Origin of the sequence: Haloplanus ruber, from assembly GCF_024494725.1 — an archaeon.
Classification (GTDB): domain Archaea; phylum Halobacteriota; class Halobacteria; order Halobacteriales; family Haloferacaceae; genus Haloplanus; species Haloplanus ruber.
Genome location: NZ_JANHDK010000001.1, coordinates 975,302 through 996,291, shown reverse-complemented (window position 1 = coordinate 996,291; position 20,990 = coordinate 975,302). Strand labels below are relative to the sequence as shown.

General features: G+C 66.0%; 21 protein-coding genes. 8 read left to right on the top strand and 13 right to left on the bottom strand.

The features are described from left to right. Window positions 1–3: 3 nt before the first annotated feature. Window positions 4–648: a triose-phosphate isomerase gene (gene tpiA / locus NO878_RS05290; RefSeq protein WP_256404914.1), complete on the top strand. Its 645-nt coding sequence runs from the start codon at window positions 4–6 to the stop codon at window positions 646–648. Here the strand turns inward: tpiA and NO878_RS05285 are convergent. The 10 genes from NO878_RS05285 to aroA form a co-directional block, all read right to left on the bottom strand. Then, window positions 645–2,750: an ATP-binding protein gene (locus NO878_RS05285; RefSeq protein WP_256404913.1), complete on the bottom strand. Its 2,106-nt coding sequence runs from the start codon at window positions 2,748–2,750 to the stop codon at window positions 645–647. The genes tpiA and NO878_RS05285 overlap by 4 nt on opposite strands. 62 nt (window positions 2,751–2,812) lie before the next feature. Continuing rightward, window positions 2,813–4,096: a DNA polymerase IV gene (gene dinB / locus NO878_RS05280; RefSeq protein WP_256404912.1), complete on the bottom strand. Its 1,284-nt coding sequence runs from the start codon at window positions 4,094–4,096 to the stop codon at window positions 2,813–2,815. Window positions 4,097–4,122: 26 nt separating this feature from the next. Beyond that, window positions 4,123–4,656, bottom strand: coding sequence for a DUF7332 family protein (locus NO878_RS05275; protein ID WP_256404911.1), 534 nt, complete (start codon window positions 4,654–4,656; stop codon window positions 4,123–4,125). Window positions 4,657–4,732: 76 nt separating this feature from the next. Then, the gene (gene lrpA1, locus NO878_RS05270) at window positions 4,733–5,161 is read right to left on the bottom strand and encodes an HTH-type transcriptional regulator LrpA1 (RefSeq protein ID WP_256404910.1); all 429 of its coding nucleotides are present in this window, start codon (window positions 5,159–5,161) and stop codon (window positions 4,733–4,735) included. Between the two features lie 81 nt (window positions 5,162–5,242). After that, window positions 5,243–6,181, bottom strand: coding sequence for a thiamine pyrophosphate-dependent enzyme (locus tag NO878_RS05265; protein WP_256404909.1), 939 nt, complete (start codon window positions 6,179–6,181; stop codon window positions 5,243–5,245). 3 nt (window positions 6,182–6,184) lie between these two features. Further along, window positions 6,185–8,071 carry a 2-oxoacid:acceptor oxidoreductase subunit alpha gene (locus tag NO878_RS05260; RefSeq protein ID WP_256404908.1) on the bottom strand — a complete coding sequence of 629 codons (1,887 nt, stop codon included), beginning with the start codon at window positions 8,069–8,071 and terminating at the stop codon, window positions 6,185–6,187. A gap of 200 nt (window positions 8,072–8,271) precedes the next feature. Further along, window positions 8,272–8,466, bottom strand: coding sequence for a hypothetical protein (locus NO878_RS05255; RefSeq protein WP_256404907.1), 195 nt, complete (start codon window positions 8,464–8,466; stop codon window positions 8,272–8,274). Window positions 8,467–8,516: 50 nt separating this feature from the next. Further along, window positions 8,517–9,296, bottom strand: a complete 780-nt coding sequence (locus tag NO878_RS05250) for a DICT sensory domain-containing protein (protein ID WP_256404906.1) — start codon at window positions 9,294–9,296, stop codon at window positions 8,517–8,519. Window positions 9,297–9,432: 136 nt separating this feature from the next. After that, window positions 9,433–10,596, bottom strand: a complete 1,164-nt coding sequence (aroC, locus tag NO878_RS05245) for a chorismate synthase (RefSeq protein ID WP_256404904.1) — start codon at window positions 10,594–10,596, stop codon at window positions 9,433–9,435. Next, window positions 10,586–11,884: a 3-phosphoshikimate 1-carboxyvinyltransferase gene (aroA, locus tag NO878_RS05240; protein WP_256404903.1), complete on the bottom strand. Its 1,299-nt coding sequence runs from the start codon at window positions 11,882–11,884 to the stop codon at window positions 10,586–10,588. Before aroA ends, aroC begins: the two co-directional genes overlap by 11 nt. Before the next feature lie 108 nt (window positions 11,885–11,992). Between aroA and NO878_RS05235 the strand changes: the two genes are divergently transcribed. Next, complete coding sequence (locus tag NO878_RS05235; protein WP_256404902.1) at window positions 11,993–13,045, top strand: NAD(P)-dependent glycerol-1-phosphate dehydrogenase; 1,053 nt, start codon at window positions 11,993–11,995, stop codon at window positions 13,043–13,045. Between the two features lie 62 nt (window positions 13,046–13,107). Then, a complete protein-coding gene (locus NO878_RS05230) occupies window positions 13,108–13,716 on the top strand; it encodes a DUF420 domain-containing protein (RefSeq protein WP_256404901.1) in 609 nt (202 codons plus the stop codon). Between the two features lie 40 nt (window positions 13,717–13,756). Here NO878_RS05230 and NO878_RS05225 read toward each other — a convergent pair whose 3' ends face one another. Further along, window positions 13,757–14,185 (bottom strand): universal stress protein, encoded by a 429-nt coding sequence (locus NO878_RS05225; protein ID WP_256404900.1) that lies wholly within the window; start codon window positions 14,183–14,185, stop codon window positions 13,757–13,759. A 127-nt stretch (window positions 14,186–14,312) separates the two neighbouring features. Here NO878_RS05225 and NO878_RS05220 point away from each other — a divergent pair, with 127 nt between their 5' ends. The 3 genes from NO878_RS05220 to NO878_RS05210 all read left to right on the top strand — a co-directional run bounded on the left by NO878_RS05220 (window position 14,313) and on the right by NO878_RS05210 (window position 17,092). Continuing rightward, entirely contained in the window at window positions 14,313–15,377 is a 1,065-nt protein-coding gene (locus NO878_RS05220) for a glycosyltransferase (protein ID WP_256405463.1), read from the top strand. A 53-nt stretch (window positions 15,378–15,430) separates the two neighbouring features. Further along, window positions 15,431–15,694 (top strand): MTH865 family protein, encoded by a 264-nt coding sequence (locus tag NO878_RS05215; RefSeq protein ID WP_256404899.1) that lies wholly within the window; start codon window positions 15,431–15,433, stop codon window positions 15,692–15,694. Window positions 15,695–15,790: 96 nt separating this feature from the next. Continuing rightward, on the top strand, window positions 15,791–17,092 hold the full coding sequence (locus tag NO878_RS05210; RefSeq protein WP_256404898.1) for a HEAT repeat domain-containing protein: 1,302 nt from the start codon (window positions 15,791–15,793) through the stop codon (window positions 17,090–17,092). A 43-nt stretch (window positions 17,093–17,135) separates the two neighbouring features. Here NO878_RS05210 and NO878_RS05205 read toward each other — a convergent pair whose 3' ends face one another. Beyond that, a complete protein-coding gene (locus NO878_RS05205) occupies window positions 17,136–17,960 on the bottom strand; it encodes a DUF7504 family protein (RefSeq protein WP_256404897.1) in 825 nt (274 codons plus the stop codon). A 648-nt stretch (window positions 17,961–18,608) separates the two neighbouring features. Here NO878_RS05205 and NO878_RS05200 point away from each other — a divergent pair. After that, entirely contained in the window at window positions 18,609–19,022 is a 414-nt protein-coding gene (locus tag NO878_RS05200; RefSeq protein WP_256404896.1) for a universal stress protein, read from the top strand. Between the two features lie 451 nt (window positions 19,023–19,473). Here NO878_RS05200 and NO878_RS05195 read toward each other — a convergent pair whose 3' ends face one another. Further along, entirely contained in the window at window positions 19,474–19,758 is a 285-nt protein-coding gene (locus NO878_RS05195; RefSeq protein WP_256404895.1) for a hypothetical protein, read from the bottom strand. A 446-nt stretch (window positions 19,759–20,204) separates the two neighbouring features. Between NO878_RS05195 and NO878_RS05190 the strand changes: the two genes are divergently transcribed. Continuing rightward, the gene (locus tag NO878_RS05190) at window positions 20,205–20,897 is read left to right on the top strand and encodes a DUF4013 domain-containing protein (RefSeq protein WP_256404894.1); all 693 of its coding nucleotides are present in this window, start codon (window positions 20,205–20,207) and stop codon (window positions 20,895–20,897) included. Window positions 20,898–20,990: the final 93 nt, after the last annotated feature.

Here is a 20,990-nt window from a genome sequence, read left to right as displayed (position 1 = left end):
GATATGTTCATCCTCGTCAATCTGAAAGCCTACCCCTGTGATCCGGTTGCCGTCGCCGAGGCGGCCCGGACGGTCGCCGACGCGCACGGCGTCCGCATCGCCGTCGCCCCGCAGGCCGCCCACCTCGACCGCGTCGCGGCGACGGGCGTCGAAACGTGGGCCCAACACGTCGCGCCAGTCGACCACGGGAGTCACACCGGTCACACACTCGCCGAGGCGGCCGCCGACGCCGGTGCGACGGGAACCCTGCTCAATCACTCGGAGCGCCGACTCACCCTAGCCGACGTCGACGGCGCTCTCGACGCCGCCGCGCGCGCCGACCTCGCGACCGTGGTGTGTGCCAACAATCCCGAACAGGTGGCCGCGGCGACGGCGCTCGGCCCCGACGCCGTCGCGGTCGAACCCCCGGCCCTCATCGGCGGCGACGTGTCCGTCGCTACCGCCGATCCCGACATCGTCGAAGGGGCTGTCGCCGCCGCCGACGCTATCGACCCCGATGTGGCGGTGTACTGTGGCGCCGGCGTCTCGACCGGCGACGACCTGGCCGCGGCCGCCGACCTCGGCGCGGAGGGGGTCCTCCTCGCCAGCGGCGTCGCCAAGGCCGACGATCCGAAGGCCGCACTCGAACAGCTGGTCGCGGGCGTCTAGAGAATCTCCACGCCGCCCGCGTCCTCTTCCGCGGGGGTTTCGGTCCCCGTGTCGCCGTCGTCGCTATCCTCGCTCGCCACGCGCCCACCGTCGTCCCCGTCGTCGTCCGCCGTTCCCTCGTCGTCGATGATCGCCACGTCCTCGGTGACGAACCCGTCGTCCGGTTCGACCGTCTCGTCGTCCGGAAGCATCTCCACGTCCGTCCGCTCCTCGTCCGGCACGTCGTGATCACGAGGCCCGCCGCCGATTTCGCTCGCCTCCGCCGGGCCGACCGTCTTCCCGCCGAGCGTCGACTCGTCGACGAACGACTTCTCGACCGCTCGCTGGACGGACGCCAGCGCCGTCCCGTCGAGGTGGCCGTCGAACCGCTCGGCCACCCGGTCCGGGAGGGCATAGCGGTACGTGTCCTGTTCGACGTGTTCGATCAGCCCCTCTCGCCGGAGCGGCCGGTTCCGACCGTACGCGAGGGTCTGTTTCGGCGTCCCGCCCGCGGCGACGTGGGCGTCGACGGGGTCGGCCCGCCCCACCTCGCGGTAGTGCGCCAACATCTCACGGGAGAGCGCCGGCAGGTCCCCGATCCGCCGGCGGAGCGCCGCGACGACCGCCTCGCGGGTGCCAGGTTCCGGATCGCTCGCCCCCGCCTTCGCCGGTCCCTCGTCCGCGCTGCCGTCGGCCGCCGTCGACGCCTCCGCGTCCGTCGTGTCGGCCGTCTCGTCGTTCGCGTCCCCGAAGGTCACGTCCGCCTGCTCTGCCGCCGAGGCGCCGGGACCCTCAGCGGTATCGCTTCCACCCTCGGCCGCCTCCCCGTCGTCCGCGCGTTCGACGTCCGGAACCAGACCGGGCGCTGGCCAGTCGGTCGGTTCGATGGTCGGGTACGACTTCCCCTCGGCGTCGTGGCCCGTTTCGTCGGGACCGTCGGTCACCGAGTCGTCGGTGGTGTCGGTCCGATTGTCTGCCTCGTCCGGTTCGTCCGTCGGGAGTGTGGCCTGATCCGACGGGAGGTCACGCGGGCGGGCGGGGGATGCCCCGTCGCCGCCGCGGTACGGCGCCGCTGCCTTCTGGAGCATCGCCTGCGCGAACTGGTCGGCCATCCGGGAGAGGTCACGGGCTTCCGCTAACTCCGCTTCGAGTTCTTCGATGCGCCGCTCCTTTTTCTCCACCTCCTGGCGTAAGTCCGCGAGTTCGCTCTCCCGCCGCTCCTGTTCGTCGCTGATCTCACGGAGGTCGGCGACCAGGTCGTCGCTGATCGACTTGAGTTCCGGGCGCTCGAAGTCGTCGAGACCGGGCGTCGCCCCTGCGTCGAAGGTGCGCTTGCGGTGGAACTGCACCCGTCGCACCGACTCGCTCCAGTCGGTCATCAGGAAGGCCTCACCGTCACCCAAATCTTCGACGGCGTTCGCGTGTTCGGCGTCGATGATCCGACTCACGACGTTCGTGTCGTTGTTCCACGTGAGTCGGTGCCACACCAGCCAGTCACACTGCGTGATGAAGTCCTTCTTTACGTCTGCCGGGCGCTGGCTGATGCCGACGATCCCCAGGCCGTGTTTCCGGCCGCGTTTGCCGATCTTGATGAGCATCTTCCCCGTCTCGTCGAGGCCGCCGCCCTCGGGGATATACTCGTGGACCTCCTCGATCAGCATCAGGAACGGCTTTTTCAGTTTCTTCTCTTTGGCAAAGAGGTGGCGGGCGACCGCGAGAAGGAGTTCCTTGGCCTCGCTCTCGTCGAGGTACCCCGAGACGTCGAGGATGATGGGGACGTTCCCCTCCAGTGCCAGCGACGCGATCTTTTCGGCGTGTTCCGGGCTGACTTGGATGTCACACTCGTCGTCGGCGCCGGCGTGTAGAAGTTCGAACTCCTCTTTCAGGCCGTAATACTCGCCGTCCGTGTCGACCACGAGGACCGGAAAGTTGTTCGCGAGTAAGTTCTCGACCAGCACCGACGCGGTGTTGGACTTCCCCGACCCAGACTTCCCGGTGACGAACCCACGACCGGTGAGCAGTTCCACCGCCGGGAGCGAGACCGGCGTCCCGGGGTCGGCGTCGGCGTCGCCTCCGGGCCCCTCGCTCACGTCCGCGACCGTGATGGTTTCCGTCTCCGTCATCGACGTGTGAGAGGGTCCCGCCCCCCATAGTTCCGCGTCAGACGGGCGTCCGATGCCGGCGGCTACGCGTCGAAGTCGGCGAGCGACGACTGGCCGCGGGCGCCCGCGTCGGCACGGGCGTCGCCGTCGGTGCCACCGTCTCCGTCCCCGTTCTCGTCGTCCCTCTCGCCCGGCCCCTCCCACCCGTCGAGACGCGCCTGCTCCGCGGCCGCGAACTGGAGGTTCGACACCCGGACCCCGAGTTTCCGAATCGACGCGCCCGCGAACTCCGTCAGGAGGTCGAGCGCCACCTCCCGGACCAAGTCGGCGTCGGCGACCGGTCCCGGGAGCGACCGCTCGCGCGTGTTCACGTCGTACGGCGGTGTCACAACCTTGATTCCGATGGTGCGATAGAGAGCGTCCTTTCCCGCGGCCCGGTCGGCCACGTCGGCCGCCAACCCCGTCACTGTCTCCCGCTGTCGCTCGGGGTCGTCGGTGGCCTCGGTAAACGCCGACTCCCGCGAGAGACTCTTGGGGCGGCCCTTCGGCGTCACGTCCCGGTCGTCGTGCCCGCGTGCCCGATTGTGGAGTGTCTGCCCTCGCTCGCCGAACCGCTCCCGGAGCGTTCCGGGGTCGGCCGCCGCGAGGTCGCCGGCCGTCTCGATGCCGCGCGCTTGCAACTCTCTGGCCGTCACCGGGCCGACGCCGTGGACTGCCGAGACGGGCAGCGGGGCGAAGAACTCGCGCACCTCGCCGGGTTCGACCACGACGAGTCCGTCGGGCTTGTCGTGGTCGCTCGCCACCTTCGCGGCGCTCATGTTGGGGGCGACGCCGACGCTCGCAGGCACGCCGACCTCTCGGGCGATCCGCTCTTTGACGTGTCGGGCGTAACCCTCCGCCAGCGGTCGCCCGTCGACGACGGTCCAGGCCGTCCGCTCGGTCACGTCGATGTACGCCTCGTCGACGCTCACCTCACGGATGCGATCCGCACACTCCCGGAGGATCGCCTTGATCCGGCCGGCGACCTCGCGGTAATACTCTAGGTCGACCGTGCGGTAGTGGCCGGCGTCGGCCGGGTCGAGGCTCGGGTCCTCGCGGGCGCGCTCCTTGCGGGGCAACCGTTCGAGCGCCTGTGAGATGGGCTGGGCGCTCTCGACGCCGTACTCGCGGGCCTCGTAACTCGCCGTCGCGACGGCGCCGTGGGATTCGCCAGCCTCGTATCCCATCCCCACGACGACGGGGTCGCCCCGCAGGTCGGGGTCGCGCAACCGCTCACAGGAGGCATAAAAACAGTCCACGTCGACGTGACAGACGATCCGCTCGTCGGTGTCTGCCGTCGCCCCCGGGAGCGTCTCGCCGCCGGACATGCCTTGATGTCGGTGGCCGACGCCCCTCAAGATTCCGCTGGCCGACTCTCGCCGGCATCGCAGTCGGCGGTCCGCGTCGGCCCACGGACGAAGGGATCGTCCTGTTCGTACGTTTCGGGGCCGGGAGCGGCCGACAGCATCGGTAACGAGAGGGTGTAATCGAACACCGTCCGGAACCGACTGAACGGATCGGCGAGAAAGCCCACGGGGTCACCGACACCGTCGAAGACGACGCCGGCGCGGAGGGTTACGATCTGGTATCGCTCGGTCGCTCCCGTCGCGCTGATACCGACGCCGCCCGGCCCCGGGAGTCCACGGAACAGCGACGTATGCACCGAGAGGTTCATCCGCGGCCCTTCTTGGCCGACGACTATCGGTGCGCCCGAGTCCGGGAAACACCGCTGGGGCCGAGTCGTCTCGTCCGGGGTGTGCGGGGTGGCGACCGACGCCGCGGCGCTCGCCGGCGCGGCCGGCCGGCCGGTCGCGCCGCCAGGGGCGACGGCGATGACGAGGACCACGACCGCGAGACCGACGGTGAGCGAGTGACTGGGACCCGACACGGTTCGACGAAAGCGGAAATCGTACTTGACTCCACGGGTTGGTTTTCGACCGCCGGACGCCGACGAGAGCCGGCAGTTACTTGAGTCGTTCCTGCAGGAAGGAGGGGTGTGTCGCCGTGATGCCGTCCAGATCGAGGACGTCGTCGTTGATGACTTCGCCGAGGGCGTCGCCGTCGGGTGCCCGTATCTCCGCCATCAGCATGTGGTCCCCGGAGGAGGTGTAGAGGGCTTCGACGGCGTCCATCCCCTTCAGCGCCCGCGTCACCTCGACGTACCGCTCGCTCTCGACTTCGATGCCGACGATAGCGATGGACTGCCCAGAGAGTTTCTTGGGATCGACCTCGGCGGAGTAGCCGATGATGACCCCTTCGTCTTCCATCTGTTGGATGTACTTTCGGACCGTCGGCTTCGAGACACCGGCGCGGTCCGCAATCTCCCCGTAGGAGGCCTGCGCGTCCTCCTCGAGTACGGAGAGGATACGACGTTCCGTAGCGGTCGTTCCCATAGTCGTGTCTTTCGGTCCACGGAAAAAATATGTTGCGAAGGCGAAAACGGGTTTGTCGCCCCGAAGCAGAGGGTGGGAACCCTACTTGTGCCGGTCGAGCAGCAGGTCGTGGGTCCGCTCCCACTCGTAGTCGTCGTCGAAGTACCGCTCGGCGAGCGGTTCCTCGGGCATCTCGCCGATGGCCTGCTTCTCCTCGGAGTACGAGGGTCGATCCGAGTCGACGTAGAACCGACCGGTGAGCACCTCGCCCTCGTAGAGTGCCTGCTCGGCCTCGCTGGCCATCGCCGCGGCGGCGTCCCGATCCGTCGGGTCGTGCTCGTACTCGTCGGCCTCGTTGATGTCCGTGTAGGGGACGTATTGCCGGGCGTCCTTGTTCCAGGTCGGACACTGGGTGAGGAAGTCGACGTGGGCGAAGCCGTCGTGTTGCATCGCCTCGACGAGAATCTCCTTTGCCTGATTGGGGTTGACCGCCGCCGTCCGCGCGATGTAGGAGGCTCCGGAGGTCAGCGCCAGCGACAGCGGCCGGACGGGGTCCTTGGCGCTGCCGTGGGGCTGGGTCTTCGACTTGTGACCCTTCGGCGACGTGGGCGAGGTCTGCCCTTTGGTGAGGCCGAAGATCTCGTTGTTGAAGACGATGTAGGTCATGTCGTGGTTCTCACGGGCGGTGTGCATGAAGTGGTTCCCGCCGATCCCGTACCCGTCGCCGTCGCCGCCGGCGGCGATCACTTCGAGTTCGGGGTTGGCGAGTTTCGCCGCCCGCGAGATGGGGAGCGAACGCCCGTGGATCGAGTGGTAGCCGTAGCTCTCGAAGTAGCTGTTGAGCTTGCCCGAACAGCCGATCCCGGTGACGAGCAACACCTCGTCGGGGTTGCGGCCGATCTCCGGCATGGCCTGTTTCAGCGCCTTCAGGACGCCGAAGTCACCACAGCCCGGACACCACGTCGCCTGTGGCTCTAGGGTGGGCGTGAACTCTTCGCGGTCGATCTCGCGTTCCTCACCGATGGCTGAAAATGCACTCATTGGTTAGTCACCTGCCGCCGGGACGTAGGTCGTCTGCTGGTCGGGGACGTCTTGCCCCTCGATGCTCGCCTCGAAGCCCGCGACGATTTCGGCGGGTTCGAACGGTTCGCCGTTGTACTTCAGGAGGCTGGAGAGCTTATCGCCGAACCGACCGAGTTCCTTCTGGGTCAGCCCGCGGAACTGGCCGGAGGCGTTCATCTCGACGACGAGCGCCTCGTCGACGCTCTCGAGGAACGCCGTCATCTCCTCGACGGGGTAGGGCATCATGTCGCTGACGCCGATTCCCTTCACCGAGTGGCCGGCCTCGTTGAGTCGGTCGACCGCCTCGCGGACGGTCCCCTGCTGGCTCCCGAAGGTGATGAGGCCGTAGTCGGCCTCCTCGGGCCCCATGTGGGTCTGGGTGTTCTTGTCGTCGAGGAACTCCCGCACGCCGTCGAGTTTCGACATCCGGCGCTCCATCTGTGTGACCCGGTTGGTGGGGTCTTCGTCGATGTGGCCGGCCGGGTTGTGTTCGTTGCCGGTCACGAGGAAGTGCCCACCCTTCTGGCCGGGGATCGACCGCGGACTGACGCCGTCCTCGGCGTCGTAGCGGTAGCGGTGGAACTTCCCGCCGGGACCGTGGGGGGCGTCCTCGAGCTCTTCTTCCGTCGTCACCGCGCCCAGGTCGGGGTTGGGTTCGCGGTCGAAGTGACTCGCGGGCACGTTCATCAGTTCGCCCCCAAGCTTCTGGTCGTACAACAGGATCACCGGGATGTTGTAGCCGTAGGCAAGCTGGAAGGCGAGCCGCGACTGCTCGTAGGCCTCGGCGACCGTCCCCGGCGCCAGCACGACGCGGTTCGAGTCGCCCTGGCTGGTGTAGAGCACGTGTTCGAGGTCGGCCTGCTCGGGCTTGGTCGGCAGCCCCGTCGAGGGGCCGGCGCGCATCGCCTCGACCAAGACCACCGGCGTCTCGGACATCTCCGCCAGTCCGAGCGGTTCGGACATCAGCGCGAAGCCACCACCGGAGGACCCGGACATCGATTTGACGCCGGCGTGGGAGGCTCCCATCGCCAGCGCGGCGGCCGCAATCTCGTCTTCGACCTGTTCGGAGATGCCGCCCACCTCCGGGAGGGCCTGGGACATGATGGTGAACACCTCGGTCCACGGGGTCATCGGATAGCCCGCGATGAACCGACAGCCCTCGTCGAGGGCGCCGTAGGCGATGGTGTCGCTCCCGGAGAGCAACACCTGCTCTTCGTCGTGGCTCCCCTCGGGAACCTGGAGGTCGTGGGTGAACTCGAACTCCTCTTCGACTAGGTCGTGCGTGTAGTGGAGGATCTCGATGTTGGGTTCGAGAATCTTCTCGGGCATCGACTCGGCCATCAACTCCTCGAAGTACTGGAGGTCGATGCCGAGGAGGGCGGCCGTCGCCCCGACGCCCGCGGTGTTTCGCATGACCTCTCGGCCGTGGTCACGTGCAATCTCGCGGAGGTTGAGCGGGTAGACGTGCCAGTTGTTCTCCTCGACCCGCTGTTCGAAGTTCGGGATGTCGTCGCTGTCCAGCAGGCCGGTGTCGTAGACGATGACGCCGCCCTCGTTGAGTTCGTCCAGATTCTCCGCGAGCGGTTTCACCTCCTCGTCACCGTAGTAGGCGTCCTCCTGTGGGTTGCGCGCGAACGAGTCACCCAGCGCAAGGAGGCAGTTGAATCCGTCGCCGCGGGACCGTACCGGTTCGGGCTTGGCCCGTACCTCGGTGTACGTGTGGCCGCCGCGAATCCGCGACGGATAATGTCGATGCGTAAAGACGTGGAGCCCCGCTCGCATCAGGGCCTTGGCGAAGTTCTGGCTGGTCGATGCGATACCGTCGCCCGACCCACCAGCGATCCGCCACATGAGTTCGTGGTCAGTCATATTCACATCACGGCCCACGGAGGGGCCACTAGCGGAGGAATTGACCACGGTTCGACTAAAGCCTTTGCTATGCGTTACCAAGCAAAAATGATGTAAGACCCGTGGATTCGGTCGGTTGTCGTGGCGTCCGTTGGCGGCTCGTCACCGTCACCATCCGACCCGCCGGGCGTGGCTGGGAGCGCGCCAACTCGGGAAACATATCAGATATATAGACTAGTCTGACACCACGTCAGATTGGCGGGATTCGACCGCATCGAGCAGTTCCGGCCGGTCACTCGCCGGACCGTCGCACCGCCGGCGGCTCGCGCCCCGTCGGCCAGCATCCGGTCGTCGCACTCCTCGACGACGGCGTCGGTGCCACCCAGTCGTTCGCCGCGCGTCATCGTGTCGTTCACGTGCGCGTCCGGTCGGTTGCGAGCGCCGGGGTGGTCCGGTCTCGCGCCGATCAGAAGGCGCGTTCGAGGTACGTGTCGATCCGCGCGACCCGCTCTGGATCGTACGTCCAGAAGCCCTGCCAGCGGTTCGCTTCCTGCTGGTGAGCGACCAGCGCCGCCGGTTTCGGGCCATCGGCGGCCGCGTTCGCCGGCCGGTACACCACACACCAGGTGTTGCGATACTCGTCGCTGGTCCCGCGGTGGATCGTCGCGTCGAGCCACGTCGGCGTCTTATCGGGCACGCCGTAGACGTGGACATCGAGCGTCCGTCCAGCGAGTCGCTCGTACACCTGCCGGGTCCCGAACTCGTCTTCGAGACGGGAGAGTCGCTGGAACGTCGACCGGATGCTCCCTTCCCCGGCCTCGTAGGCCAACCGTTCGATGTGGCGTGAGATCAACACCAAGAGGAGTTTCTCCTTGTTCGAGGCAGGATACCCCCGAAGGTCGAACAGCGTCTCGTCCATGTTCGTCAACACCGCGGGCACGTCGTCGTCGAACCCCCGGGTACTCGTCTTGAACTGGTCGGCGTTCACGAGCAGGTACGACCGCATCACCCGGTCGAGCGACGAGACAGCGGTAATCTCGCCGTCCTCGCGGAGCGCCAGCAAGTCGTCGCTGTCGGCTGGGAGTGCCCGTTCAGACAGTTCCACTGTCTGCATGGCGAACGCGTCCGCGAGGAGGTCCTGTACCGGGTCGGGGTGGGTTCGGTTGACGGTGACAAGCGTCGCCGACGCCTCCGTCAGACCGGTGAAAAATTCACGGATACTTGACGGTGGGGCGTCGACGGCCATCTCTACAAGTGGGTCGAACAGGCGGGTAATATAAACTGTGACTCGTTATCAACCGTGAGAGCGAGCCGGCTTCGAACGTAACGCGCGTGAGATAATCGCCGGTAGCGGGACGCGCTTCGAACGCCCAACCGTGGGCTTAGTCGTCGACGTTTTCGGGACTGCGCGGGTGGTAGTCGGTGTCGTACTCGCCCGGCCGGTCGTCGATCCGGTCGGGGTTGATCCGCCCGCCGAGGAGCATGAAATCGAGCACCGTACAGTAGAGCATCGCCTCGACGACGGGGACGGCTCGCGGCGGGAGGACCGGATCGTGCCGGCCCACGACCTGAATGTCCTTTTCCTCTCCCGTCTCCCAGTCGACGGTCCGCTGGGACTTCGGGATGGACACCGGCGGATGCCAGGTCACCTCGCCGTAGATGGGCTGTCCGGTGGTGATGCCGCCCTGGATGCCCCCGTGGTCGTTGCCGACGGGCGTCGGGTCGCCGTCATCGTCGAACTCCCAGTCCTCAGTGTACTCGCTGCCCGCCGTTGTCCGTGCCTCGCGGCCGATGCCGTACTCGAAGTCGTTGACCGCCGGGATGGCGTACATCGCCGTCGCCAGACGAGACGGCATGCCGTCGAACCGCGGCGCGCCGAGTCCTCGGGGAACACCTCGACACTCGAAGTAGATGGCGCCGCCGATGGAGTCGCCGGCCGACTGGTACTCATCGGCCAGATCACGCATCGCTTCGGCCGTCTCGGGGTGTGCACACCGCACCTCGTTTTCCTCGCTGTGTTCCAGCATCTCCTCGAAGCTCACCTCGGGCGCCTCGATGTCGCCCATCTGGCTGACGTGGGCCTTGATCTGCACGTCGTGGTCCGAGGCCGCCAGCACCCGTTTGGCGACGGCGCCGGCCGCGACCCAGTTCACCGTCTCCCGGGCCGAGGACCGCCCGCCACCGCCCCAGTTGCGCGTGCCGAACTTTGCCGAGTAGGTGAAATCCCCGTGGCTCGGCCGCGGTGCGGTGACGAACGGCTCGTATTTCCCCGAGCGGGCGTCCTTGTTCTCGATGACCATCCCCAGTGGCGTGCCGGTCGTGTAGCCGTCCTGCAGACCGCTCTGGATGCGCACCTCGTCCGGTTCGCCGCGGCTGGTCGTGATCATCGACTGCCCGGGCTTGCGGCGGTCCAGGTCGCGCTGGATGTCCTCTGCCGAAAGCTCGACCCCGGCGGGACAGCCGGAGACGACGACCCCCATCGCGTCCCCGTGGCTCTCGCCGTAGGTCGTCAACTGGAACAGACGACCGAATCGGTTACCGTTCATGCTTCTCCAGTTCGGCCCCGAGGTCATAAAGCGCGTCGAAGAACCCCGGAAACGAGACGTCGACGTGGTCGGCGCCCTCGACGGTCGTCGTCCCCTCCGCGACCAAGCCTGCCACCGACAGCGCCATGACGATCCGGTGGTCGTCGTGGCCCGCGACGGTCGCTCCCCGGAGTCGCGAGTCGTTGCCGTGGACCGTCAGCGTGTCCCGCTCTTCGGACACCTCGGCCCCCAGTTTCTCTAGCTCCGTCGCCATCGCGCGTACGCGGTCGGTTTCCTTGTATCGGACGTGCTCACAGTCGACGATTCGGGTATCGCCGTCCGCGACGGCGCCGAGGACCGCGATGGTCGGGAGCAGGTCCGGCGTATCGTCCACCGCCACCTCGATTCCCGAGAGGGCGCTCTCCCGGACCGTAATCTCGCCGGCCGCGCGGTCCCAGGCCACGTCGGCACCCATCCGCTCTAACACGTCGACGATGGCGCTGTCGCCTTGGGCACTCGGTCGGGCGCCCTCGACGACGACCCCGTCGTCGCCGCCGGCGACCGCCCCCGCGGCCAGCAGGTAGGACATCGACGAGAAGTCGCCGGGGACCGCATATGCCTCCGTCCGGTCGTAGGTCTGCCCACCGGGCACCCGGTAGCCGTCGGCCGTCTCGGTTGCCTCGATTCCGAACTCCGTCAGGACTTCGAGCGTGATGTCGACGTACGGCGCCGACTTCAACTCCGTCTCCAAGTCGACCGTGACCCCTGTGTCGGTCACGGCGCCCGCCATCAGCAGGGCGGTGATATACTGTGAGGAGACGTCGCCCGGAATCGACACCGTCCCGCCGTCGACGCCGCCGCCGACGACCAGTGGCGCCTGTCCGTTGTCGCGGGTGCTCTCGCCCCGCCCACCGAGTTGCTCGACGGCGTCGAGCAACGGCCCCTGTGGCCGCGAGCGGAGCGAGTCGTCGCCGGTCAACACCGTCAGCCCGTCGGCGAGGGCCGCACACGCCGTCACGAGTCGCATCGTCGTCCCGCTGTTGGCACAGTCGATCACGTCCGCGGGAACGCCGGGGCGCCCGTCGAACCCCTCGACATCGAGGCGGCGGTCGCCGGTTTCGCGGTCGACGTGGCCGCCGAACGCCTCGACGGCACGCATCGTCGCCCGTGTGTCCGCGCTCACCAGCGGGTCGGCGACGGTGGCGCCGTCGCTGTACCCCGCCGCGAGGACCGCCCGGTGTGTGTAGCTTTTCGACGGCGGGGCACGCGAGTGGCCGCCGACCTGCGACCGCGTGACTTCCACGTCCATACGCCACGGTCGGACGGCCGCCGTATCAGCGTACCGACCGACGACAGCGTCACAGATCGACGGCGCGTGGACCTCATCTTCTAAATGGTTCCACGAAGTAGGACGCCCATGTTCGAGAAGTCGACGTGGATCAAACTGCCCCGGAACGTCGTCGTGGGCCACGGCGTTCTCGACGACCTCGGGGCCGTGATCGACGACCTAGCGGTCGCCGGTCGGCCGCTGGTCGTCACGAGTCCGACGCCGAACCGCCTCGTCGGCGACCGTGTTCGCACCCAACTCGGCGCAGACCCCGCGACGGTCACCGTCGCGTCGGCCGGCTTCGACGCCGTCGAACGCGTCGTCGAGACGGCGCGGGCCGAGGAGGTCACGTACCTCGTGGGGCTTGGCGGCGGCAAGCCTATCGACACCGCGAAGATGGCCGCCGACCGCCTCGGCCTGGGACTCGTGTCGGTCCCCACCGCGGCCAGCCACGACGGTATCGTCAGCGGCCGCTCTTCGATCCCCGAGGGCGACACCCGCCACAGTGTCGCGGCGGACCCGCCGCTGGCCGTCGTCGCCGACACGGAAGTGATCGCCGCCGGCCCGTGGGAACTGACCACCGCAGGCTGTGCCGACATCGTCTCCAACTACACCGCCGTCGAGGATTGGCAACTCGCTTATCGACTCCAGGACGTGCCCTACTCCGAGTACGCGGGCGCGCTGTCGCGGATGACCGCCGAGTTGCTCGTCGAGAACGCGGGGTCGATCAAGGAGGGCCTCGAGGAGTCCGCGTGGGTGGTGATGAAGGCGCTGGTCTCCTCGGGGGTCGCCATGTCCATCGCCGGATCGTCGCGGCCGGCAAGCGGCGCCGAACACCTCTTCTCGCACCGCCTGGATCGCATCGCCCCCGACCGCGCGCTCCACGGCCACCAAGTCGGCGTCGGCGCGATCATCGTCGCCTACCTCCACGAGGGCGAGCGGGGGATGTGGCGCGACATTCGCGATGCCCTCTCGGTCATCGGCGCGCCGACCACCGGGGCTGAACTCGGCTTCGACGACGAGACGGTGATCGAGGCGCTGACGACCGCCCACCGCATTCGTGACCGGTACACCATCCTCGGTGACGGTATCAGCGAGGCCGCCGCTCGCGAGGCCGTCACCGTCACCGGCGTGATCGGATAGCGGGCGGGCGCCGTCGACACCGAGAACGGAAGAGGCAAGCCGGTCCGGACTAAGGGTCGACCATGGCAACGGCCAGCGCAAGCGGTCCGGTGAAGGAACATCCCGTCGCCGCCACCGCGGTCCTCTCGGTCGTGGGGTACACCCTCGTCGTGGGGACGTTCGCGGGCGTCGTCCCCGAATCGGTCTTTCCCAACCTCTCGCTCGGACAGGTGAACGCCCTCTCCGACGCCATCGCCGTCGTCAACACCGCGGCGACGCTCTGTCTGCTCGCCGGCTGGCGGTGGATCCGTCGCGACGAGGTGAAAAAACACGCCGCCGCGATGTCGACGGCGTTCGGCCTCATCCTCCTCTTTCTCGTCCTCTATCTGACGAAGATCGGCGGCGGCGGCACCAAGGAGTTCGTCGGCCCACAGCTCCCGTACTTCGCCTATCTCGCGATGCTCGCCGTTCACATCCTCCTCTCTATCGTCTCCGTGCCCGTCGTCCTCTATGCTATCGTCCTCGGCCTGACCCACACGCCGACCGAACTCCGCGAGACGGCCCACGCCCGCGTCGGCCGGATCGCCGCGGGATCGTGGATCGTCTCGCTCACGCTCGGCGTCGTCGCGTACGTGCTACTCAATCACGTCTATAGCTGGGAGTTCATCGCGGCCGGGTTCGTCTTCGTGTAGCCGACGTACGCCGCGGTCGTCTGCGTGTCCCCACCACCGGCTATCCACCGACGACGAGCACCGGCACGTCGACCTGGCGGACGACCCGCCCGGTGACGCTGCCGACCGGATACGGCTCCGCACCGTGACGGCCGTGAGTCCCCATGACAACGAGATCGATCCCGTTCGCGGCCGCGTACGTGACGATGGCGTCCTCGGGGACGTCCTCGACCGTCGACGTCGTGACCGTGAGACTCCGGTCGGATGCCCGCGCTCGTAGGTCATCGAGGACCGACTCGCCCTCCTCGCGGAGCGTCTCGCGCAGGTCGTCGAGTGACAGCGTCGGTGCCTCGTGGGCGAGCGCGTCCGTCTCGACGACGTAAAGCCCGTGAACGGTCGCGTCGAAGCGCTCAGCGACGCCGAGTGCGTGTTCTAGAGCCGTCGCGGCCGCCGTGCTCCCGTCTGTCGGGACCAGGACGTCGTCGTACATGCCCGGACGTCCGACTGCCCGACCCCTCAACCCACTGGTCGGTTCCCGAGCGGCGGGAACGGGGGCGCGGCTACACGACCGCCCGGCGACGGAGGGATTTTTGGTCACCGGTTTCGTGGGTTGGGACGTGCGCATCGCGTTCGTGACGATGACGACGGCCCACCACGTGGACCACTGGTACGCCCGTCGAGCGCGAGCGGTGGCCGAACGCCTCGCGGCTCGCGGTCACAAGGTGACCGTCGTCTGTACGCAGTGGTGGGGTGGGGACCACGCCGCCTTCGACTTCGAGGGCGTCTCCTATCGCCGTGTGACGGCCGACCACTCCCCGTCGGTGTTCGTCGCGAAGCTCCCGTTCGTCCTCAACAGCGTCCGTCCCGAGGTGGTTCACGTCGCCACGGACCCTGACCTCGCGGTCCCGGCCGCGAAGGCCGCCGGCCGCCTCCGACGGGTTCCGGTCGTCGCGGAGTGGTGGGACCCCCCGGATCGTGAGACTGGACGTTCCTGGCGTCGCCACTGGGCTGCCCGGTCCCCGAACACCCTCCTCGTTCCCTCCGAGACAGTCGCGACGACGGCCCGTGAGTGCGGTGCCGACACCGGCGCCGTCGAAGTTGTCCCCGACAGCGTCGACATGGCGAGCATCCGCGACGCGCCGGTCGACGAACGGGCCGACTTGGTCTACGCCCGCCGCCTCGACGAACACGCGAACGTCGAGGAGTTCCTGCTCGCGCTGGCGGAGCTTCGGCGGCGGGAGTGGCGGGCGGCGATCATCGGCGACGGGCCAGCGCGCGCGGACGCCGAGCGGATGGCCCGCGACCTCCGGATCGACGACCGGGTCGAGTTCCTCGATGATCTCGCCCCGGCCGAACAGGTACCGATCCTCAAGGGGGCACACGTCTTCGCCCAGACGGCTACCCGGGCGCCGTTCGCGACCAACCTCCTGCGGGCGCTCGCCTGTGGCTGTGTGGGTGTCGTCGAGTACCAGGCCGACTCCGCCGCCCACGAACTCGTCGAGACCGACCCCCGTGGCTCGCTCGTGACCAGTCCGCAGGAACTCGCGGAGGAAATCGTCGCCGCGACCGAGACCGAGCGCTGGACGGTCAACGAGGATTACGCCCCCTACGACCACGACGCCGTCCTCGACCGATATGTCGACCGCTATCGGAAGCTTGTGACCGACTACGGGCTGTTCTGACGCCTCTCGTCCGTTTCGGAACGCTTATGCGCCCGATACGTCCACGAATTCGTATGAGCGATGACTCCGAGTCCGAACTCCGCGAGCAGTTTCACTCGGCGTTCGAGGGCGCCGACTTCCCCGTGACCGACCAGATGGACCTCGTCCCCGCACTCCCCGACGGCCCGGGGACTCGCTTCGAGGCCGGCGACGTGTCCTTCTCCGCGATGGAGCTTGCCGCCAACCTCGACGGCCACCAAGAGTTCCCGTACGAAAGTGTCGATGAACTTGTCGACGATGTGATGGCAGCGCTGAAGGCCGAAGGGCTACTAGAGTAGCGTCACGTCGGACTGGGTCCCGAACACGGCACAGCCGTCTCGACAACCATCCCCGCCGTTCGCGGCTCCCGGACGACGACTCAGGAGGATTCACAGATGGCCGACGACCGTTCCGAGGCGGATACGGCGTTTCTCTACGAACTCGCACGCGAATCGAACACGACGGAGCTCGTCGCGTACCTCCGGCGCGGATCGAGTCCGGTCGTCAGGCGTCGCGCCGCGGAGATGCTGGGCGATTTCGCCGCGGCTACCGAGCGAACCGACGGCGACACCCAAGAGGTCATCCGCGCTCTCATTCAGGCGGTACAGGACGACGACGACCGAAGCGTGCGCGCGCGGGCAATCGACGCGCTGTATCGGCACGGCCCGGACACGCTCGAACGACTCGTCCGCGAGCTGGGCGAGTTCGACATCGAAGACGATTCCGGGGTGACGGCGGAACAGGCGACGACGCGACTCCTCGAGGAGTGGCTCGACGCCGACTATCCGGAGTTCCGGATGGTCGCAGCGACCGCGCTCGGACGACTGGGGGGAAAGCGGTCGCTGTCCGCGCTCGTGTCGGCGACCACCGATTCCTCTCCGCGGGTGCGTGCTCGTGCCGTGCAGTCCTGTGGCCAGATCGGCGACAAACGGTGTATCGGGCCACTCCGCCGCCGTCTCGACGACGATAGACCTCGCGTTCGCAAGGAGGCGGTGCGGGCCTTGGGGTCCATCGGCGGCGAGGCAGCGCTTCGATCGATCGCCCCCGTCGTCCAGGCCGACGAGGAATCGCTCCGACGGATCGCCATCGAGGAACTCGGCCAGTTCGGGACGCTCGAACCCGTCGACGTGCTGGTTCGGGCACTCGTCGACGACACTGCGCCGGTACAGCGGGCGGCGATTCTATCGCTCGTCCAGTTGTTTATCGACGCTCCGGCGGACCGGCGACAGGAGGTCCGCGCGGCCGTCGCCGACCGACTCTCGGACGCCGACACGCTGACCGTCGTCTCTCACGTGATCGATATGCTCGACGAGAGCCGGCGGACGGAGGTGCGACACAACGCCGCGTGGCTCTTGGGTCGGGTGGCCGATGTCGACGATCCGGACGAGGATCGACGCGAGACAGTGTACGACTGCCTGATCGACGCGCTCGGCGACCCGGACGACCGGACGGCCCAACTCGCGGCGGATAGTCTGGTCGAACTCGAAAGCGAGAAGCTCGAACGACGGCTTCAGATCCTCGTCCACGACGAGGGCGTTCCGTCGGACGTCGCCGAGCGTGCGGCGGCAGTGCTCGACGCCGTCGGCGGCAGCCTCTCGGGAGAGGTCGTCACCAACGCCGTCGATTACACGTACGTCCGCGACCCGTCGGACTATACGGCTAGCCACGACCGAGACGACGCTGACCCGGAGTCGTGAGTCCTCGGACGCGTCGCGCCTCGGCAACGCAGTCGCGCTCGGATCACTCTCCGGCGACGAACCGCCGGTCGTCGGCCACAATCGAGAGATCGAACGCCTGCCCGAGGACGTTGATCGTCGACTGTGACTGCGTTCGCGGATCGACGTGATAGTGTGAGAGAGCGTCGGCCCGGGTCAATCGCGTATCGAGCACGTGGAGGAACTTGAAGACCGTTTGCAGGTCGAACTTCTCGACGAGTTCGGGAAGGATATCGAATGCCGCGACGATCTTTCCACCGACGTCTTCGTACTCGCCGACAACCCGTGATATCGTCTCGCCGACCTCGGAGAGGCCGAGCCGACTGTCGAGGCGGACGACCTCCAACGACGCCGCCGAGAGGTCCAGCTCCGAGATGTCGCCGAGCGGATCGGGCTTCGTCGTGAGGATAATCGTCCGCGCCGGCCACTCGTTGAGCGCATCGTCGAGCAACCGGATCCGCTCGGCGGGAGCCGTCGTCACGAACAACACGACCCCTCCGGGAGAGAGAAAGTGGACCCGGGCGTTGTCGAGGCCGGTGCTCCCGCGCGGGGCCCGGACGAGGACGCCACCGGTTCGGTCGATGTCGTCCGCGACGTGGACTCCCGACTCGACGGACGATTCGACGTGTTCGAACAGATGTTGCTCGAAGCGCTCGACCCCGGCGTCGCCGTCGTGGTGTTGACCGCTCCGTTCACAGTGCGGGCAACTCCAGCGGATCCGGAAATCCTGTTTGGTCACTCGCTCGCGGTAGTGGCTGAGGATGTGGCTGCCGGCGGCATCGGCGATGGCATCTCGCCTCGTCGACCAGACGGTGAATGGGCACCGCCGGCATTGGAACCGGTAGACCATCTGCGTTCGTGTCGATTCATGCTAGTCGCATATCAGTGTTCGTTCGCTCGCCACCGCTGAACCGAGGGCACCCACGGAACCGGGAAGCCGGCCATCGGGGGGAAGGCGACCGATTACACCCGACGGACAGTGTGTTCTGTTCTGTCGAGCAGGGATACGACATCGGGCCCGTAGTGTTGGGGTGGCGCGTTCGATGTTGTCGATAGCGATGTAGAGACGTGTGTCGGACAGGCACAAGCATTTCACTCATCCCGATGCTGGAATGTGTGAGATATTCGAGATAGCTGACGACCCCGAGAGTTCGCCGCTTGCCTCCGAGACTGACCACATTCGAGAGAGACTGCTCGACTACGGAACAAAGAACTGAAGCAGTTCAACACAGGCCAGAGGTCTGATATCGACGATAGACCAAATATCGACAATCAGACCCGTGATATGCTCTCGGAACTGGGTTACGTTGACTAATCGTTCACTGAGCAGACTGTACGCAGACGCGTGTTCGCTTACAGAGCCTCAATCCGTTCTGCCGAGCAAAATCGAACCCTCAGTTTTGTGCGTCTCCTTTCACCGCCGGTCGGATGAGCGACCACTCGATTAGGGGGTCTTGCAGGGCGTCAGGTACTACTATAGTTGACGCGTAATAGTGGTATGAGTATTCTTGTCGCGGTCAGCGACGACGACGATTTCAAAACCGTTCTCACTGTCGCACTGCGGTTGGCTGCCGGGTTAGATCAAGACCTACAAGTCACCCATGTCACAGGGGAGAAAAGCGCATCCCAGCGCGAGCGAGCGTTCCGTGACGACGTCCGAGCGTTTCTCTCGGAGGCGGACATGTCCGTCGAGATCAATCTCGAACACCTGGATCGGGGCGGACTCCGCTCGGGGACGGCAATCGGCAAGCAACTCCTCGAACTCGCAGAGGACGTCGATATCGATCATATCGTCATCGGCCACCACTCGAAGAATCGGTTGCGAACGGCTAGTCAGGGCCATACCGATTTCATCGTCGCCGAGGCGGCAGCCGTTCCGGTGACGATCGTCCCCGAATCCGTCGAGTTATGACTTGCCCGTCGGATCTGACTCCAGTACGCCGGTCACATCTGTAGCGGGAGAGTATGGTTGACCGCGGTAACTCGACGCTACTGAGGCTGCTGTGCTGAACTCATCTTCTGTGTTCAGCACGACTGCTGAACGCTATCACACATCGCGGACTGCAACAGGACCACAGAGCAAACATCTATGTGGTCCCAGAAGACGCCGGGTATGACAGCTCCAAGCCGTGTCCGGACTGTTCTCCTGAACGGGCGTACAAAGAGAAAACGTCTCGGGATACCTGTCGAGAAGGGGTGGTTCCGGTCAATTCGCTTCCGACTCGGACGAGAAGTCGGCACTCGCTATCGGTTGGCTCTGTTGGAATCACCGGTAGCGGACAATACAGGCGTGCTGACTGCCGGATGCAAGCCAGCCACGGGATGAACGCCGACGCTACGAGGTGCTGAGACACCTACCTTAGTCACAGTTCGTATCCGAGTGAGACGCGAACTACCGTTTCGTTCTTCGAGACGAGGAATCCTCCAGTCGACGCATTATATGCCTCTGCCACCGACTCGATCCGTTGAACGTCCTGTCCTGCGAGGTCCCGTTGCTGCGTCGTTTTCGTCGAAGCCGCTTCCGTGATTGCATCATTCAGCGTTGGCGATTGGGAGAATTTCGTCTGGTTGTACTGAACGATCTCACTCCCGTTCGATACGGTCGTGTTCTCGACGGGATCGACGATCAACAGCCCACCACGTGACACTGTCGCCGTCGTCGGCGATTCCGTAGGACTCGGTGGTACGTCTGTCGCCGTCGGTGATTTGTCCGTCGCCGTCGATGGTTCGTCCGCGGTGGCAGTCGACTGGCTTGCCGGTGGGAAGCCGCCACAACCCGATAACGCGACCATCAGACAAAGGACACCAACCAGTAACAGCGTCCTAACATTGGACGGCATCGACAACGGAAATTCATCACGCGGCAAACGAAAATTTTTGTGGTGAGAGGGATATCCCGCTGTCTCTCGCAAGGCACCTCTGACAGCACCTATGGAGAGCGAGAGTTGTCGTACAAGAGACACAGGACAGATGCAGTACGCTGATTCTCCATGCAGAGAGTCACCCGTACGAGGACCGTATTTAGAGAATTTTAGAGACAGAATCTGAACGTGGTGGACAAACTTTTGTGACGCGGATCTGATTTTGTCTCGAAATGCTCGAAGAAGGCTTGTCGTATCCCCTTCGCGGGGATAGCGCGTTGGGTCGGTTCGTAATCGGCGGCGTACTGGGATTCCTTTCGTTCCTCATCATCCCGGCCATTCCGCTACTCGGTTATCTCACGGAGGTACTCGGCTCCGCGGCGCGGAATGAAGAGGAGCCGCCAGCCTTCGAGAACTGGAGTAATCTCTTCGCGATCGGTGTCAAGGCCTTCGTTGTCAGCATCGTCGTTGGCATCATTCCGCTCATCGTCCTCGGTGTGAGTCTCAGCTCGACGATGGCCGGCCTCGCAAATCCGGATTCTGCTGGGTTCCTTGCTGGTGTCGGACTCGTCGGCCTCTTCGCGAGCTTTCTCGCATTCCTGATCTTGTACTATCTCCTGCCTGCTACGCTAACGAATCTGGCTTTAGGGCGGACGGTCGGTTCAGCGTTCGATGTCGACAATCTGAGTCGGACACTCCTTAGCCTAGATTACTTCGTCGCGTGGCTCATTCCGTTCGTTATCGCTATCGCGGTGAATCTTCTGACGGTCGCGGTCGTCGCCGTGACGTTAGGTCTGGGTGGTCTCCTCGTGCCCTTCATCCAGTTCTACACCAACGTGGCCATCTTCTACATGTTCGGGCGAGCAGTCGGTGCGAACGTCAATGTGAGCGAGTTCTCTGGCAGTTCAGCATCGGTCCCGACATGAGGAGAGGAGCACAGTCGGTCTCTTAGCTGCTCGCTACCGAATTTACGAATCGCGTCATTGCGTATGTGCCATCAGGGTCCCGAATGGGCATTT